This window comes from Rhizobium leguminosarum (assembly GCF_002953715.1).
GTDB lineage: Bacteria > Pseudomonadota > Alphaproteobacteria > Rhizobiales > Rhizobiaceae > Rhizobium > Rhizobium leguminosarum_V.
Genome location: NZ_CP025014.1, coordinates 146,748 through 163,219, shown reverse-complemented (window position 1 = coordinate 163,219; position 16,472 = coordinate 146,748). Strand labels below are relative to the sequence as shown.

General features: G+C 59.9%; 13 protein-coding genes. 9 read left to right on the top strand and 4 right to left on the bottom strand.

What is annotated here, in order from left to right:
• Positions 1-41: 41 nt before the first annotated feature.
• Complete coding sequence (locus tag CUJ84_RS30300) at positions 42-674, bottom strand: response regulator transcription factor (RefSeq protein WP_105009331.1); 633 nt, start codon at positions 672-674, stop codon at positions 42-44.
• On the bottom strand, positions 671-2,563 hold the full coding sequence (locus CUJ84_RS30295) for a sensor histidine kinase (protein WP_105009330.1): 1,893 nt from the start codon (positions 2,561-2,563) through the stop codon (positions 671-673). Before CUJ84_RS30295 ends, CUJ84_RS30300 begins: the two co-directional genes overlap by 4 nt.
• Positions 2,564-2,992: 429 nt before the next feature.
• Here CUJ84_RS30295 and CUJ84_RS30290 point away from each other — a divergent pair, with 429 nt between their 5' ends.
• The 9 genes from CUJ84_RS30290 (at position 2,993) to CUJ84_RS30250 (ending at position 14,195) form a co-directional block, all read left to right on the top strand.
• Positions 2,993-4,627, top strand: a complete 1,635-nt coding sequence (locus CUJ84_RS30290) for an arylsulfatase (protein ID WP_105009329.1) — start codon at positions 2,993-2,995, stop codon at positions 4,625-4,627.
• 1 nt (position 4,628) lies between these two features.
• On the top strand, positions 4,629-4,892 hold the full coding sequence (locus CUJ84_RS30285) for a hypothetical protein (RefSeq protein WP_105009328.1): 264 nt from the start codon (positions 4,629-4,631) through the stop codon (positions 4,890-4,892).
• A gap of 197 nt (positions 4,893-5,089) precedes the next feature.
• A complete protein-coding gene (locus CUJ84_RS30280; RefSeq protein ID WP_105009327.1) occupies positions 5,090-6,760 on the top strand; it encodes an arylsulfatase in 1,671 nt (556 codons plus the stop codon).
• An 89-nt stretch (positions 6,761-6,849) separates the two neighbouring features.
• Complete coding sequence (locus tag CUJ84_RS30275; protein ID WP_105009326.1) at positions 6,850-7,860, top strand: HAD family hydrolase; 1,011 nt, start codon at positions 6,850-6,852, stop codon at positions 7,858-7,860.
• Positions 7,861-7,932: 72 nt separating this feature from the next.
• Positions 7,933-10,209 carry a tetratricopeptide repeat protein gene (locus CUJ84_RS30270; RefSeq protein ID WP_105009325.1) on the top strand — a complete coding sequence of 759 codons (2,277 nt, stop codon included), beginning with the start codon at positions 7,933-7,935 and terminating at the stop codon, positions 10,207-10,209.
• A gap of 91 nt (positions 10,210-10,300) precedes the next feature.
• The gene (locus CUJ84_RS30265; protein WP_105009324.1) at positions 10,301-11,089 is read left to right on the top strand and encodes a DUF481 domain-containing protein; all 789 of its coding nucleotides are present in this window, start codon (positions 10,301-10,303) and stop codon (positions 11,087-11,089) included.
• A 233-nt stretch (positions 11,090-11,322) separates the two neighbouring features.
• Positions 11,323-12,558, top strand: coding sequence for an alpha/beta hydrolase (locus CUJ84_RS30260; protein ID WP_105009652.1), 1,236 nt, complete (start codon positions 11,323-11,325; stop codon positions 12,556-12,558).
• Between the two features lie 64 nt (positions 12,559-12,622).
• Positions 12,623-13,426, top strand: a complete 804-nt coding sequence (locus CUJ84_RS30255) for a transporter (RefSeq protein WP_199788870.1) — start codon at positions 12,623-12,625, stop codon at positions 13,424-13,426.
• A gap of 226 nt (positions 13,427-13,652) precedes the next feature.
• Positions 13,653-14,195 carry a hypothetical protein gene (locus CUJ84_RS30250; RefSeq protein ID WP_105009651.1) on the top strand — a complete coding sequence of 181 codons (543 nt, stop codon included), beginning with the start codon at positions 13,653-13,655 and terminating at the stop codon, positions 14,193-14,195.
• Between the two features lie 6 nt (positions 14,196-14,201).
• Here the strand turns inward: CUJ84_RS30250 and CUJ84_RS30245 are convergent, their stop codons facing one another.
• The gene (locus CUJ84_RS30245) at positions 14,202-15,689 is read right to left on the bottom strand and encodes an HAL/PAL/TAL family ammonia-lyase (RefSeq protein ID WP_105009322.1); all 1,488 of its coding nucleotides are present in this window, start codon (positions 15,687-15,689) and stop codon (positions 14,202-14,204) included.
• The gene (locus CUJ84_RS30240; protein WP_105009321.1) at positions 15,686-16,462 is read right to left on the bottom strand and encodes an ABC transporter ATP-binding protein; all 777 of its coding nucleotides are present in this window, start codon (positions 16,460-16,462) and stop codon (positions 15,686-15,688) included. Before CUJ84_RS30240 ends, CUJ84_RS30245 begins: the two co-directional genes overlap by 4 nt.
• Positions 16,463-16,472: the final 10 nt, after the last annotated feature.

The window sequence follows — 16,472 nt, the reverse complement described above, 5'->3', positions numbered from 1 at the left end:
TGGGCGTCGATTGATATTGTCCTAAGGGGAAGGAGCAGCCGTCATCCCACCGGCGATGCGGTATCCTGGTCGATGAGACCGATATTTGCCGCGATCGAAACTGCCTCGGCCAACGAGCGTACGCCAAGCTTTTCCATGACCTGATGGCGATGCACCTTCACCGTCCGCTCCGAGATGCCGAGCGTATAGGCGATCTGCTTGTTGAGACGGCCGCGAATGAGGAGCCGGAACACTTCGGCCTCACGCGGGCTGAGGCCCGCCACCAGCGCCCGCTGGACTTCAAGGCGGTCGTGTTCGGCCAGCTGTCTTTCGTGTTGGATGAGCGCCCGATCGATCGCCTCCATCAATGCCGCCGTAGTCGAACTCTTCTCCAGAAAATCCTTGGCGCCCGCCTTCATCGCCTCGACGCTTGCCTTGATGTTTCCTTCCCCCGTGAGGAATACGACCGGCAGTAGCGGGGCCAGCTCGCACAGCCGGCGTTGGATCTGCAGGCCGGACTGGCCGGGCATCTGGAGATCGAGAAGAACGCAGCCCGGCTCGCAAGCCGAAAGGCCGGCGAGGAACTGATCTCCGGATTCATAGGTTTCGACCTTCAGACCATGTGCGGAAAGCAGCCTTGCAGTCGCCGTCCGGTAGGATTTGTCGTCATCGACGATATGGATGACCGGTTTCATCTCGATCGCTCCTCCCTGTGGGCGAGAGGTAGGACCACGCGAAAGACCGCCCCTCCTCCTGGGCGGTTGTCGGCACGGATGGTGCCGCCATAGGTCTCGACAATGGCGCGTGCTATGGAGAGCCCCAGCCCCGTACCCGCCTGTTTGGTGGTGTAGAATGGTTCGAAGATTCTGATCAGCCTCTCCTCGGGAATGCCGTCTCCCGTGTCGGAGACCCGCAGCTCCGCCTTCTCGTTCGCCCGTCCCGTTGCAAAGGTGAGCGTTCTCCTGGCCGGGACGGCGTCCAGCATGGAATCCATTGCGTTGGTCGCCAGATTGAGGATGACCTGCTGCACATGAACTTTGTCGGCACGCACCGGCAGCTCTCCGGGCAGCCGGCTTGATGTCAGCTTAATTCCGCGCCGCTCTGCCTCGCAGTGAATAATGTGGATTGCGCTTGACGTGACATCGTTCAGGTCGAACTCCTGCCAATCGATCTCGCTTCTTTTCTTGAGCAACCCTCGCATCCGGCTGATGATATCTCCTGCGCGCTGATCGTCCTCCTGGATGTCGAGAAGAATCTGCTGGATCAGTTCGCGATCGGGGCTCTCACTTCGAAGCAGCACCGACGCTGCTTCCGCATTGTTGCGAATGGCCGATAGGGGCTGGTTCAGTTCGTGAGCGATCGACGAGGACAATGCTCCGGCTGTCGCGGACTGGTTGAGATGGACGGCTTCGAGAAGGTGAAGGCGCGAGCTGCGCTCTGCGTCGCGACGGCGCCTCCGCTCGAGCAGAAGCACCGAGATGATGCTGGCCTGCGCCAGCACGAGGCCGCCTCCCACCAGCAAAACCAACCGGTGTTCCTCCCAGAGGCTTCGCTCCTTATGCATCTGGATCGTGCCCGGCGGCAGATCCCTTTCGGCGAGCCCCCAACGCTGAAGTTGCCGGGCATCGGCGATATATATCTGGGGCGCTTCGACATCCGACACCGGCTTGCCGGCGATCGCATCGATGACAAGGTCGCCGACGGTCCGGCCCAGCGCTTCGAATGTGACGGTGTTGCCGCCGACGACGCCATGGCCGATGTAGGTCTGATAGGGCCCGTAGACAGGCGCGCTGGCGGTCGCTGCGATCTGCCCGATCGCGTCGCGCGGAATGAAATTACGGCCGGCGCTATCTTTGAAAATCGTTAGCGCTATGACGATGCTGCCACGGGGAAATTCGGCTGCCCGCTTAGTGAACTCGTCGATGGTCAGGTCCTGCAGATAGGTCGTTTCGTACTCCTCGGAGAATACAGCAAGATCGCGCCGCGCCTTGGCGAGCCACCACCGATCGAATTCTGATGATCCTCCGATGATGAACAAATAGCGTGCCTCGGGCTGGAGTCCGCGCGCCATCTCTGCAGTCTTGACGATGTCAAACTCGGTAAAAGCACCGATCACATCGCTGGGCAAAGCAATTTTCTCGGCGGTGGAGATGCTGAAGCCGGCGTGGATTATTTTTGCATTCTCTGCAAGCTGCTTGCGGTTCGCAACGACAAACCTAGCCGACGCCTCGCCGAGCGCAACGACCACATCAGGACGACGATCAGCATATTTGGCGGAAAGATATTGAGCCATGCGATCAAGGTGCGCACTTTCCGGAAATCTCGAAAGGTCGAGAAATTCGGAGAAAAGATCAATCTTTCCTTGGGTGGCGTCGAGCAGCCGCTTCCTTACGGCCTCACCAGCGGCGGTCGTTGCTGCTATTCGTTCATCGTATGGGTAGAGTATGAGAACACGGGGAACCCGATCTGGGATTTCTGCGGCAGGGGATGGCATCGAAGCACCCATCGCCAGAAAAAAACAGCAGAGCGCCGCATACCGACCGAGCCGGTCCGATCGAAACGACCACTTGCGCCCCACGCCCATAGCCTTCCCCCCGAAAAAGCTAATCGACGAATAGCAGTAGGCCAAGTCGTATCAGCCTTGCAACTGATTAAATATATTTCGCAACGCTTATAAAAATCCGTGGTTGCCCGAAGGTACAATATCGGCGCGGATCGGCGTTCGGTAAGATGCGAGACATGAGGGTCCTTCGCAATCTGCAACGGATCTCTGGCTGGATGCTTCAGTCGGTTCGGGCGCCGCTCGAGAAGGAGCATCTCAACATCTCGGCTTCGACCGAAACTAAATGCCTTTGGCAGCCTAGAGCAAACCGGGGCGGCCGGCAGGACTCTAAAAGTTAAGTGACCCAGTTGCTGACCGGCTTACTACGAAAATGCGTGATGCGTCATTTGGGCAGTTTCAACGAGGGCGCAGGCTGCCGGCCCGTCTCGGGCAGCCGGGAGGAATTAGACCATGAGCAAGATAAGAAACGTCTGTCTTGATCTGCTGGCTTCCGCTTTTGTTGCGATAGCTGCGTTTGCGCCAGCAGCCGCACAAGATCAGAAAAAACCCAACATCGTCGTCATCATGGGCGACGACATCGGCTGGTTCAATATCGGCGCGTACCACCGCGGCATGATGTCAGGCAAAACACCAAACATCGACCAACTCGCCCACGATGGGATGATGTTTACCGACTACTACGCCGAGGCGAGTTGCACGGCGGGTCGTGCGCAGTTCATCACGGGTGAACTGCCCATTCGTACAGGCATGACGACGGTTGGCCAGGCGGGCTCGCCGATCGGCCTGCCGGCTGAAGCGATAACCCTGGCGACGGCGCTCAAGGATATGGGATATGCCACAGGCCAGTTCGGCAAGAACCACCTGGGCGACCTGAACGAATTCTTGCCGACCGTGCATGGCTTCGACGAATTTTTCGGCTACCTCTACCACCTCGACGCAATGTCCGACCCGTTCTGGCCGGGCTATCCCAAGGAGCTTAGTGACAAGATCGGACCACGCAACCTTCTGCACTCCTTTGCGACTGACACGAGCGACCCGACGGTCGATCCGCGCTGGGGCAAGGTCGGCAAGCAGCGCATCGTCGACGAAGGCCCACTGCCGCCACATCCGACGGACGGCATCAAGCACAACATGGAAAACATCGACAACGAAATACTGAAATATGCAACCGACTTCATGGAGAGGTCGCAGAAGGACGGCAAGCCATTCTTCCTCTGGCTGAATCCGACCCGGATGCACATTTTCACGTTCCTGTCGCCGAAATATAAGGCTCTCGAGGGGCAGAACAATTACGGCCTGCAGGAAGCCGGGATGACGGAGTTTGATGACATCATCGGCTCGGTCATGAACAAGCTGAAGGAAATGGGGCTCGACGAAAACACGATCGTCATGGTGACGACCGACAACGGCACTGAAGTGTTTACCTGGCCCGATGGCGGCAACACTCCATTCAAGGGCACCAAGGGCATGACGACCGAAGGCGGCTTCCGTTCGCCTGCCATCATCCGCTGGCCCGGCAAAATCCCGGCAGGAGCGGTGCAGAATGGCATCATGTCAGGACTGGACTGGCTGCCAACTTTCGTAGCGGCAGCGGGCAATGACAAAATCGGCGACGAGCTGAAGGCCGGTAAGGCCATCGGCGACACGACCTACAAAGTGCATCTGGACGGGTACAACCAGATGGACATGCTGACCGGCAAGGGCGATAGCCGCCGCGAGGAAGTTTTTTACTTTGGTGAATCGAGCCTCGGCGCCGTGCGTATCGGCGACTGGAAATACTCTTTCATCGATCAGCCTGACGGTTGGCCGGGCGAGCATGTCAAACTCAACATGCCAACCATAACCAACCTGCGTCGCGACCCGTTCGAACGCTACTCGAACACAAACTGGGGTGTGGGTTCGGCGGACTACTTCATGTCCTTCTATGCACGGGAGTTCTGGCGCTTTGTTTTCGTCCAGCAGCAAGTTGGAGAACTCGCCAAATCCGCGATCGAATTTCCTCCAATGCAGAAGGGCGCGTCGTTCAACCTTGATGCGGTGAAAGCCCAGATTGAAGAGGCGATGAAGGCTAAAGCCGGGCAGTGAAATGAACGCCGCCTCGAACAATCGGGGCGGCGTGTCTGCTATGGATGCAAACAGCTCGACGCAGTGGAACCTTGATCGCTTCGCCGCCGTGGCCTTGATCCAAATAAGCTCGCGCCTGAACGGCTCTGCCACTCAACTGAAATTTCGGGCATTCGCCCAAGCCCATCCGCTTCCCCCAAAGCCGGGCGACAATAACAGCTTCCCGCTGCGGCGTCATCTGCGCATCACTACTGTCGATTGCCACCGCATGAAGAGATTCCCTTAAGTACAATATCGGGCGAAGGCAGCATTCGCTAAAATTCAGCGGGCCGGGGCAGAGATGTGGCCGGCTTCGCAACCCTGCCGGAGGCAGCTCCAGCAGGATCTTCATTTTCAAAGCAGTCTAGTTGAATCGACGCATGCGATCGCAGCCTTTGCCGCGAGCGGCTCCGTCATTCAAGAACGTCAACGGAGGGATTTGAAATGAACGGCAGAATCCTTATCCGCTGCATCGGAGCACTGGCTTCTTCCACCATTCTCTGGTGCGCGGCCTCGCCCCTGCAAGCGCAGGACTCCCAACGAAAACCCAACATCCTGTTCATCGTTTCGGATGATACCGGCTACGGCGATCTCGGCCCCTATGGCGGGGGGGAAGGTCGTGGGATGCCGACCCCGAACATCGACAAACTGGCTGAAGACGGCATGACCTTCTTCTCCTTCTACGCCCAGCCGAGCTGCACGCCCGGACGTGCGGCCATGCAGACGGGGCGAATACCCAACCGCAGCGGCATGACGACAGTGGCGTTTCAGGGCCAGGGCGGTGGATTGCCCGCGGCCGAATGGACGCTAGCATCCGTGCTGAAACGTGGTGGCTATCACACCTACTTCACCGGCAAATGGCATCTCGGCGAAGCGGATTACGCCCTGCCGATTGCGCAAGGCTATGACGAGATGCGGTACGCCGGCCTCTACCACTTGAATGCCTATACCTATGCCGACCCCACCTGGTTTCCGGACATGGATCCGAAGCTGCGGGAGATGTTCCAGAAGGTGACCAAGGGGGCGCTGTCCGGCGAGGCAGGAGGACCGGTGACCGAAGAATTCAAGGTCAACGGTCAGTATGTCGACACACCCGTGATCGACGGCAAGGAAGGCGTTGTCGGCATTCCATTCTTTGACAGCTACGTCGAAAAGGCTGCATTGGGCTTCCTTGACGAGGCGGCCAAAACGCCGGACGAACCGTTCTTCATCAATGTGAACTTCATGAAGGTCCACCAACCGAACATGCCGGCCCCCGAGTTCGAGCATAAGTCGATGTCAAAGTCGAAATATGCGGATTCCATCGTGGAGCTCGACACCCGCATCGGCCGAATCATGGACAAATTGCGTGAAACGGGAATGGACCGCAACACGCTGGTTTTCTACACCACCGATAACGGGGCGTGGCAGGACGTTTACCCGGATGCCGGATACACCCCGTTCCGGGGCACCAAAGGCACTCTGCGTGAGGGCGGCAACCGTGTTCCTGCGATTGCGGTCTGGCCAGGAAAGATCAAACCCCGCGCCAAGAACCACGACATCGTCGGCGGTCTCGATCTGATGGCGACATTCGCCGCAGTCGGCGCGGTTCCGCTGCCCGACAAGGATCGCGAAGATAAGCCGATCATCTTCGATAGCTACGACATGTCGCCGATCCTGCTCGGCACCGGTAAATCCGAACGTAAGTCATGGTTCTACTTTACCGAAAACGAGCTCTCCCCCGGTGCGATACGAGTCAACAACTACAAGTTCGCGTTTAATATCCGCGGGGATAACGGAGCCACGACGGGCGGGCTGGCGGTCGACACCAACCTCGGCTGGAAGGGTGAGGAGAAGTATGTCGCCACGGTGCCCCAGGTATTCGATCTGTGGCAGGACCCGCAGGAACGCTACGACATTTTCATGAACAACTTCACGGAGCGGACCTGGATGGGCGTCGTCATGGGCGAAGAATTGAAGAAGATCATGGCCACCTACGTGGAATACCCACCTCGCAAGCCCCAGAGCCTGACCTACAACGGTCCCATCACGCTATCGGATTACAGTCGTTTTCAATGGATCCGAGAATCATTGGCAAAGGAAGGCGTGAGCATTCCTATGCCGACCGGCAACTGATTTTCGCACGGCGGCCTGGATCTGCCAGAGCCGCCGTCTTCCAAGCTTGGGCTATCTGACTTTCGCACCAGCAATTTGGAGGCCATCCAATGTTCGCGTTTCAAGATTTCATCAAATCGGCCCGCGACGGAACGCTGGCTGTTACTGCGGTTCTTCTCTTTGTTGCTTCGGCGTACGCCCAGAGCGATCCGCTGCCCTCATGGAATGACACGGCCTCGAAGGCAGCCATCGTTTCTTTCGTCGAGAAGGTAACCGGGCAAGGATCGCCCGACTTCATCCCGGAGCCGGAACGCGTGGCCGTTTTCGACAACGACGGCACCTTGTGGGTCGAGCATCCCATCTATGTCCAGCTCGCCTTTGCCCTGGACCGGGTCAAGGTGCTTGCTCCACAGCATCCGGAATGGAAGGAAGCGCAGCCGTTCAAGGCAGCGCTCGAAGGCGACATGAAGGCGCTCGCGGCCTCGGGGGAAAAGGGCCTCGTCGAGCTCATCATGGCCACGCATGCCGGAATGACCAGCAGCGATTTCCAAAAGATCGTGACCGATTGGCTCGCTTCGGCCCGTGACCCCAAGTTCAAGCGACCCTACACCGAACTCGTCTACCAGCCGATGGTCGAGCTTCTCGCCTATTTCCGCGCCAACGGTTTCAAGACCTTCATCGTTTCAGGCGGAGGCATAGAGTTCATGCGGCCATGGGCGGAAAAAGTCTACGGCGTCCCGCCCGAGCAGGTTATCGGCTCGTCGATCAAGACCGAATTCAGGATGCAGGACGACACGCCGACCCTCTATCGGCTTCCCGAAGTCAATTTCATCGACGACAAGGCCGGCAAGCCCGTCGGGATCAACCAGCAGATCGGCCGGCGGCCGATTGCCGCCTTCGGCAATTCCGACGGAGATCTCGAAATGCTGCAATGGACGACCATGGCGGGCGCACCTGCCAGACTCGGCGTGCTGATCCATCACACCGATGCGGAGCGTGAATACGCCTACGACCGTGATACCGACGTCGGCCGCCTCGACAAGGCGCTCGATGCGGCCGCAATCGCCGGCTGGACCGTGGTCGACATGAAGGCTGACTGGAAACAAGTGTTCAAGGATTAGGATTGAGCCTCACGCCAGAGGTTTGAACCACGGCGACCCCGACTTTCTAACACGTCAATAGGGAGCGATTGAGTGGCAGCATCTGTTCGGTCAGCAGCAGTGGGACGAATAGGCGTCCTGCTTTTCCTGTTGCTCGCGCCTGCCGGGCGCAGCCTTGCGACCGACGACATCGCGACACCCGCAGTCGATCCCCTGATATCGATCCATGAGGGTTTCGTGGACGAAAGAATGTGCCGATCCTGCCACGCCGATCAGGCCGCGGCTTTTTCGAAATCCCACCATGCAAAGGCCATGGCGCCGGCCGACGACGGAACGGTGCGCGGTGATTTCGACAATAGCAGGTTTGAACATGACGGCGTCGTCACGACCTTTATCCGCCGCGACGGCCGCTTCCTCGTCGACACCGAGGGAGCAGACGGCGGCCAAGCCGAGTTCGAAGTCAAATATACCTTCGCCTACGAACCCCTGCAGCAATACCTCGTCGACATCGGAGGAGGACGGCTTCAGGCTCTCGATATCGCCTGGGATACGGCCAGACGGCAATGGTTCTGGCTCGGCAACGGCACCCCGGCCAAACCGGGCTCGACCTATCATTGGACAGGTCCTTTCTATCGCTGGAACCGCACCTGCATCGATTGTCATTCGACCGATCCCCAGGCGGAGTTTCAACTGCAGACGAACGAATACAAGTCGACCTACGTCGCCACCAGCATCGGCTGTCAGTCTTGTCACGGCCCTGGAGCCAAGCACGTCGCTTCGGCGCAATCGGGCAATGTCTCATCCTCCGTCAAACCGGATACAGGTCTGCCGAAAGTCGATGCGGGCATCTGCTTTGCCTGCCATGCCAGGCGCACCAAGCTTCTGGACGGCTACCAGCCGGGAAAGCCACTTCTCGACTATTTCTCCCCCGCCCTGCTCCGGCAGGACCTCTATTTCCCGGACGGGCAGATCCTCGACGAGGTCTTCGAGTATGGCTCGTTTCAGCAAAGCAAGATGGCAAGGGCCGGCGTGACATGTCTCGACTGTCATCGGCCGCACGATGCCGGCCTGAAGGCCGAGGGCAACGCGCTGTGCACGCAATGCCACGCCGAGACGAAGCCGGAGCGCTTCGTCAACCAGGATCCGAGCGGGCTGTTCGACACTCCCGCGCATACCCTCCACCAGGACGGTTCGACCGGAGCACGATGCGTCAACTGCCACATGCCGGAGCGCACCTACATGAAGGTCGATCCGCGCCGCGACCACTCCTTCGTCATCCCCAGGCCTGACTTGTCGGCAACCCGCGGAACGCCGAATGCGTGCACGACCTGCCATGTCGGCAGAACCGATGCTTGGGCAGCTGAGACAATGGACAGATGGTACGGAACGCAATGGCGCAAACGCCCGTCGATCGCGCATGCCTTCGCCGGAGCTGCGAACGGCGATCAGGCCGCGATGGGCGCACTGCGGGCGCTTGTCAGTGACCAGGACCAGGCGGGAATTGTCAGGGGCAGCGCCATAGCCGCACTGAGTGGTATCGACGGAGTGGACGTCAGCACCGACATTCGAACGGCCGCAGCTGATGCAGATCCCCTCGTCAGGCTCGGCGCTGCGGAAGCAGCAGGCAACATCCCGCCGGAGCAGAGGCTGGAGGCGATCGGCAACCTGCTGGGCGATGCAACGCGTGCGGTGCGCGTCGCTGCCGCCAACGCACTCGCCAGCACCCCTCCCGAGCTCTTCGGCAATCAGCGAGACAATTTGGAAGCCGCTGTCGCGGACCTGCGCGCCTATGTCGAGACGAATGCCGACGTTGCAGAAACACAAAGCAATTATGGCTTCTTCCTGTTCGCCCGGCAGCGTGCGGCAGAGGCCGAAGCCGCCTTCCGGCGGGCGATTTCGCTCGACCCGACACTGGAGACAATGCGCATCAATCTCGCCGAGTTCTACCGCGCCACCGGTCGAAATAACGAGTCGGAGCAGACCTATGCCGAGGCGATCCGAATGGCGCCCGAACGCGCGGATCTGCGTTACGGACATGCGCTGTCCCTGGTGCGCAAGCAGGCATTGACTGATGCGATAATGGAACTCGAAGAAGCGGTAAGGCTCGATCCGCAAAACTCCCGCTACAAGACGACCTTTGCCGTCGCTCTCGATTCCGCAGGCCGGACGGAAGAGGCGCTGGCAAGGCTCGATGGTTGGGCGGCGGGCGCAGACGCCGACATCATCGGTCTCGCACTCCAATACAGTCTCAAGCTTCGACGCTTACCGGAGGCACTGAAACACGCCGAGGATCTGGCGCGACTGAGGCCGCAGGACCAGCAGATTTCAAGCCTCATCGGGCAGCTGAAGCAGGCGATCAACGGAAAATAGGTATTTAAGCTTGTCCAAATCTACTTCTCGCTGCACAGTGCTGACTCGGGACAGCAGTGCCGAAGGCGACAAACGAGATCGGGGGATTCTCATGAAAGCCATATACTTGCGTGCCATTGTATTGTTGGCGGGCGTCTGCGCGGCGTCGGCCGGCAACGCCGCCGATATCACGCCGCTCGCGCCAGAAGCAAAAGCAGTCGAGAGCCAGAGCGGCTGGGAATTCACCTTCGCGCCATATTTCTGGGCTGCCGGCTTATCCGGCGATATTGGGCAGTTCGGGCTTCCGGAAGTTCATGTCGACGCGGACTTCGGCGACATCCTCCAGAACCTCGACTTCGCTTTCATGGCGGCAGGCGAAGCAAGATATGATCGCTTCAGCATCGTCGGTGACGTGATCTACACCAAGCTTGGTGCCGATGCCGACACACCGGCCGGCATCCTTGCCGAGAGCGTCGATGTGACGTCGAAGACCTTCGCGGGATTTCTCGGCGTCGGTTACGCCGTGCTCGAAGACCAAAATGGCCACCTCGACGTGGTCGGCGGCATGAAGGTCTGGTCGGCCAAAACCGAGATCTCCTTCAATGGCGGCATTCTGGCCGGTGTGGATGTCGAAGACAGCGCCACCTGGGTCGATGCCGTCGGCGGCGTTAGAGGAAACTACTTCTTCACGCCGGAAATCTATGTCACCGGATGGGGTCTTTTAGGCGCCGGCGGCGCCGATATCGACTGGGACGTGGCGTTGGGCCTCGGCTACAAGTTCAACGACAGCATCTCGGCGGTAGCCGGATATCGCGCACTCGGCGTCAATTACGACAATGACGGGTTCGTATTCGACGTCGTCCAGCAGGGGCCGATTATCGGGGTCGCTGTCCGGTTCTAACCGGCAGGCGAACTTCGTTTTGCCCGTGATAATCCTTCCAATGATGGTGTGCCCCGCCTTGGAGCTGGAACGGCGACGCCACGAAGAAGCAGAGAGCCGCCCGAGCGAAATCGCGGTGACTACTGACACTGTCGATTTGATCGGATCACTTCGATTTACAGCATCAGGGGGAATCGTTGGGACGGAGAAACAATGCTGGAGGTTGCTGTGTTCAGCGGGTTCTCCTATGCGCGCTGGTTTTCGTGCTGACTGGCTGCGGCGGACACCCGAAGGATGTGCTGACACCGGTGGCAGATACGTCTCCGAAGTCGACCAAGGTCAACTTGCTGATCATGACCACACGTAGCCGGTCCGCCGTGCCGGGAGAAATGTTCAACGGAGAACGGGCGCTGACCCCGGCATTCGCCGATATTACCGTGTCTATCCCACCAGAGTCGGTCCGCAAGAAGGGAGAGGTCTCCTGGCCAAAGAGGCTCCCCTCCAATCCGGCGACCGATTTCGCCACCTTGAAGGCCGACGATCTCAATATCGATGAGGCCAAACGCTGGCTGAGCGCGAGCGTGCGCAAGAGCCCCGACCACAGTGTGCTGGTGTTCGTCCATGGCTTCAACAATCGGTTTGAAGACTCCGTCTACCGCTTCGCGCAGATCGTCCAGGACTCCAGCGTGCACAGTGCACCTGTGCTGGTGACCTGGCCGTCGCGTGGCAGCCTTCTCGCCTATGGCTATGACCGGGAGAGCACGAATTATACGCGAAATGCTCTGGAAACATTGTTCCAATATCTCGCGCGGGATCCGGAGGTGAAGGAGGTATCCATCCTCGCCCATTCGATGGGCAACTGGCTTGCGCTGGAATCGCTGCGCCAGATGGCGATCCGTAACGGCCGGCTGCCTGCGAAGTTCAAGAACGTCATGCTCGCGGCTCCCGACGTCGACGTCGACGTGTTCAGCCAGCAGATCGTCGATATAGGCAAACAGCACCCGCAATTCACCCTATTCGTCTCCCGCGACGATCGGGCGCTTGCGGTGTCGCGCCGGGTCTGGGGAAATGTGTCGCGGCTTGGTGCCATCGATCCTGAACAGTCTCCCTATAAGGAGGAACTGGAAATCAACAAGATCAATGTGATCGATTTGACCAAGGTCAAGGAAGGCGACAGGTTGCATCATTCCAAGTTCGCCGAATCCCCCGAAATCGTCCGTCTCATTGGTTCCCGCATTTCCGAGGGTCAGACATTGACGGACAACACAGTGGGTCTGGGCGATCATATCTTGGATGCGACGGTCGGTAGCGCGGCGGCGGCAGGCCACGCCGTCGGGTTGATTCTGACAGCACCCGTCGCCGTCGTCGACCAGAATAGCCGACACAACTATGCAGATCACCTGGCTGCTCTGGCAAGCAACGGCCAACCAGCGCGCACGGCCGCAACTGCATGCGAGGCAGGGCGTCGCGCGCAAAACTGCAGACCTTAGAGCGAGGAGCTATGCAATTGCACCGTGAGCTATCTAAAAGGTCGATAGAATCATGGAGGCATCGATGAAGAAAGTCGTTTCTCGGATCGTACTAATTGTCGCGGCACTCAGTATCTGGGCAGATACGGCAAACGCTCAGTCGAGCGAAGAACTCGCGAAGAAGCTGTCGAACCCGATCGCCTCGCTCATCAGCGTGCCGTTCCAGTTCAACTACGACCATGGCTACGGTCCAGAAGACGGCGACAAGGCAACGATGAACATCCAGCCTGTCATTCCGTTTTCTTTGAACGAGGACTGGAACCTCATTTCGAGGACCATCCTGCCGGTCACATGGCAGAACGATATCGCCGGGCCATCCGGCACGCAATTCGGTCTCGGCGATACGTTGCAGAGCTTCTTTCTCTCTCCGTCTAAGCCAACCGAGAGTGGCGTGGTCTGGGGTGCAGGACCTGTGTTCCTTCTTCCGACGGCCACGGATGAACTTCTCGGAAGCGGCAAGTGGGGAGCGGGTCCGACCGTAGTCGTCCTCAAACAGGATGGCCCCTGGACCTACGGCATGCTCGGCAACCATATCTGGTCATTTGCGGGTCAGAGTGATCGTCGGGACTTGAGCTCGACGTTCATGCAACCGTTCATCTCCTATACCACCAAAGATGCCTGGACCTTCTCGCTCAATACCGAGTCCACCTATGACTGGGAAACAAACGACTGGTCGGTGCCGATCAACTTCGCAGTCGCCAAGCTGATCACGATCGACAAACAGCCAATCAGCTTGACGGCGGGCCTGCGATATTGGGCGGCTGCTCCAGACAATGGCCCGGAAGGACTCGGCTTCCGCGTTGCGGTAACGTTCCTCTTTCCAAAGTGAACCGCAGCCGACGGCACGCTCCGCCAAAAACGTCTTCGGGGCTCGGATCTACCAATCTTCGCGGAATATGGGCTTGCCTGGCATCCATCGCGAAACTTGCTCCAGCAGTTCAAAGGGCTACGGCGTCCTTTGCGCGTGTCTGACAAGACGCGTGGCGCTGTAGTAGCAAAAGCTCAACCTTCTTTTGCTATCGCTGGAGACGATTGCGTTGGAGGTGATTTCGGCGATGAAAATTCCGGCAGTGATGGTTCTGATGGCAGCCGCCCTGCAGCCGGTCTCAGCCTTCGGCGAGACCGAATGGATAGGCGGCGCAAGACAATGGTCGGTCGGCTTTTCCAACGAGAGCCCGCATCCCTATTGCCGCCTGCTGTGGGACAGCGAGATCGGTAAGACCATGGAATTCCGCCAGAGCGCGACCGAGACATTCTGGCTGGTGGCAAAGACCACATGGGACATTCCGGCCGGCACCAAGACCGAGGTGACGCTGACCGATCGTACGGTGACGAAAGTAATCGCCGCCGATTTCTTCGACAAGAACACGCTTCGCCTCTGGGGCCCGGCCAGCAAGGGGAGCGCCGGGCTGAAGAAGATCATCAAGAATTCCTTTGCCGGAATGCCTGACGTGCAGATCACCTTTGCCGGCGATGAAGGCGACTGGACGCTGCCGCTCTCGCGGGTGGATCAGCTCTACCCGACTTATCTCCAGTGCCTCAAACGTCTCGAGGCCGGCGAAAAGTCAAAGCAGAATTCCGAAACCCAGCCGTTCTGAGGCCGATTATAGCGGCGGCGCAGTCTCGCGGATCAGGCTGCGGACAGCCTCGATATCGCCGTTGAGCGGCCGTTCGTCACCATAATGGGAAACATGTTCCCGCACGGCCTTGTAGACCAGGTCCGTGCCGGCCGCCCGCGGCGCCGTCGCCGCCAGGAAATCATGCGCCTGTGCCGCCGCCATCAGCTCGATCGCCAGGATGTATTCGGCGTTGTCGATGACGGCGAGCAGCTTGCCGGCGGCAGCCGTCGGATGCGCGAGGAAATCCTCTTGCAGGCCCGAGGTCAGTCCGCCGTCCATGGCCGCGGGTGCGGCTAGACGGCGGTTCTCGTTGCTGAGTGCCGCGGCAGTATATTGGGCGATCATGAAGCCGGAATGGCTGCCGGCATCGCTGGCGAGGAAAGCCGGCAGACCACTCACCAGCGGATTGACGAGCCGATCCATGCGCCGTTCGCTGATCGCGCCGATCTGTGCGAGCGCAATGGCCAGGCTATCAGCCGCCTGCCCGAGCGCCGGGGCAACCGCATGCGCCTCGGAGGAGACGATCGGCTGTTCCGGCGTGCCTGAGACAGCAGGATTGTCCGTCACCGAAGCAAGCTCCTGATCGACGACGCGGGCGGAATTGTCGAAGACATCGCGGGCAGCACCATGCGCATGCGGCACCGAACGAAGGCTGAGCGCATCCTGCGTGCGGCGGCCGAAGGCGGCGGCGACAAGGCCGCTGCCCTGAAGCCGCGCGCGCAGGCTCGCTCCGACTTTCTCTATTCCCGCCGATGGGCGCAGCGCCAGCACCGCCTCGCCGAAGGCGGCGATCTGGCAGCCCGCCGCTTCCAGCGTCAGTGCTGCGATCGCATCAGCCCAGTCGAGCAGCCGCTCGGCGCGGGAAAGCGCGACAGTGGTCAGGCCGGTGGCGCAAGCCGTGCCGTTGACAAGGCTCAAGCCCTCCTTGGCGCCGAGCACGAGCGGTTCGAGACCGATCGCAGCAAGCGCCTCGCGACCGCTCATGCGCCGGCCGTCCAGGTGAGCGCTACCTTCGCCGATCAGAACAAGCGCAATATGGGCATTGTGGACGAGGTAACCGGCAGAGCCCTTGGAGGGCACGTCGGGAATGCAATCATGTTCCAGCATGGCCGCAAGATGCTGGACGATCTCGCCCCGCACGCCGGAATGACCATGGGCGAAATTGGCAATCTGTGCGGCGATGATGGCGCGCACCTCGCGGGCGGCCAGTAATGGCCCGACGCCACAGGCATGGCTGAGCACGATGCTGCGTGACAACAGGCTCTGCGAGGCACGATCGACCACCGTATCGGCCAGCGCCCCGACGCCGGTGTTGACGCCATAGGCACGCACGCCTGTCTCGACGATGCGCGCAACGATGCGGCTTGCCAGCTCGATGCGCGCTGAGGCGGCCGGCGACAGTACAAGCGCTTCCCCTGCCCCGACGCGCGCGACATCGCGCCAGGTGAGCACGGCATCGATGGTGATTGTCATTGACCGCTTCCGAAATGGCCGATGAACTGGCGGAAGGCGGGTGTGGCGCCACTGGTAAACATTTCGTCCGGCTTGCCGCTGCTTTCGATCAACCCTTCGCGCATGAAGACGACGCGGTTCGAGACGTTGCGGGCAAAGCTCATCTCATGGGTGACGACGAGCATGGTCATGCCTTCCTCGGCCAGCGCGCGCATGACGCGCAGCACCTCGCCGACAAGCTCCGGATCAAGCGCCGAAGTCGGCTCGTCGAAGAGCATCACCTTCGGTTTCATCGCCAGCGCCCGGGCGATCGCGGCGCGCTGCTGCTGTCCGCCGGAGAGATGGGCGGGATAGGCGTGGCGCTTATCGGCGATGCCGACCTTTTCGAGCAGCGCTTCGGCCTCGGCGATGCAGTCGGCGCGCGGCCGCTTCAGCACATGGATCGGACCCTCGATGACGTTCTGCAGGATCGTCATGTGAGACCAGAGATTGAACGACTGGAACACCATGCCGAGTTCGGAGCGGATATGGTCCACCTGCTTCTGGCTGGCCGGCTTGCTTCGCCCGCCCTTGTGCACCATGCGGATCTCTTCGCCATCGACCCAGATCTCGCCGTCGCTGGCGGTTTCGAGCATGTTGATGCAGCGCAGAAAGGTCGATTTGCCGGAGCCGGAGGCGCCGAGCAGCGAAATCACGTCGCCGTCTTCCGCATCGAGGGAAATGCCGCGCAGAACCTCGTGCGTACCGAAGCTCTTGCGGATATTGCGGACCGATAGTCGGGTTACGCCTGGCATGGGTGCTCCA

What these genes read in the sequence shown, in the direction of transcription:
- CUJ84_RS30290 (WP_105009329.1), top strand. Translation starts at nt 2,993, where the DNA reads ATGAGCAAGATAAGAAACGTCTGTCTTGATCTGCTGGCTTCCGCTTTT.
- CUJ84_RS30245 (WP_105009322.1), bottom strand. Translation starts at nt 15,689, where the DNA reads ATGACAATCACCATCGATGCCGTGCTCACCTGGCGCGATGTCGCGCGC.
- CUJ84_RS30285 (WP_105009328.1), top strand. Translation starts at nt 4,629, where the DNA reads ATGAACGCCGCCTCGAACAATCGGGGCGGCGTGTCTGCTATGGATGCA.
- CUJ84_RS30300 (WP_105009331.1), bottom strand. Translation starts at nt 674, where the DNA reads ATGAAACCGGTCATCCATATCGTCGATGACGACAAATCCTACCGGACG.
- CUJ84_RS30255 (WP_199788870.1), top strand. Translation starts at nt 12,623, where the DNA reads ATGAAGAAAGTCGTTTCTCGGATCGTACTAATTGTCGCGGCACTCAGT.
- CUJ84_RS30275 (WP_105009326.1), top strand. Translation starts at nt 6,850, where the DNA reads ATGTTCGCGTTTCAAGATTTCATCAAATCGGCCCGCGACGGAACGCTG.
- CUJ84_RS30240 (WP_105009321.1), bottom strand. Translation starts at nt 16,462, where the DNA reads ATGCCAGGCGTAACCCGACTATCGGTCCGCAATATCCGCAAGAGCTTC.
- CUJ84_RS30280 (WP_105009327.1), top strand. Translation starts at nt 5,090, where the DNA reads ATGAACGGCAGAATCCTTATCCGCTGCATCGGAGCACTGGCTTCTTCC.
- CUJ84_RS30295 (WP_105009330.1), bottom strand. Translation starts at nt 2,563, where the DNA reads ATGGGCGTGGGGCGCAAGTGGTCGTTTCGATCGGACCGGCTCGGTCGG.
- CUJ84_RS30250 (WP_105009651.1), top strand. Translation starts at nt 13,653, where the DNA reads ATGAAAATTCCGGCAGTGATGGTTCTGATGGCAGCCGCCCTGCAGCCG.
- CUJ84_RS30265 (WP_105009324.1), top strand. Translation starts at nt 10,301, where the DNA reads ATGAAAGCCATATACTTGCGTGCCATTGTATTGTTGGCGGGCGTCTGC.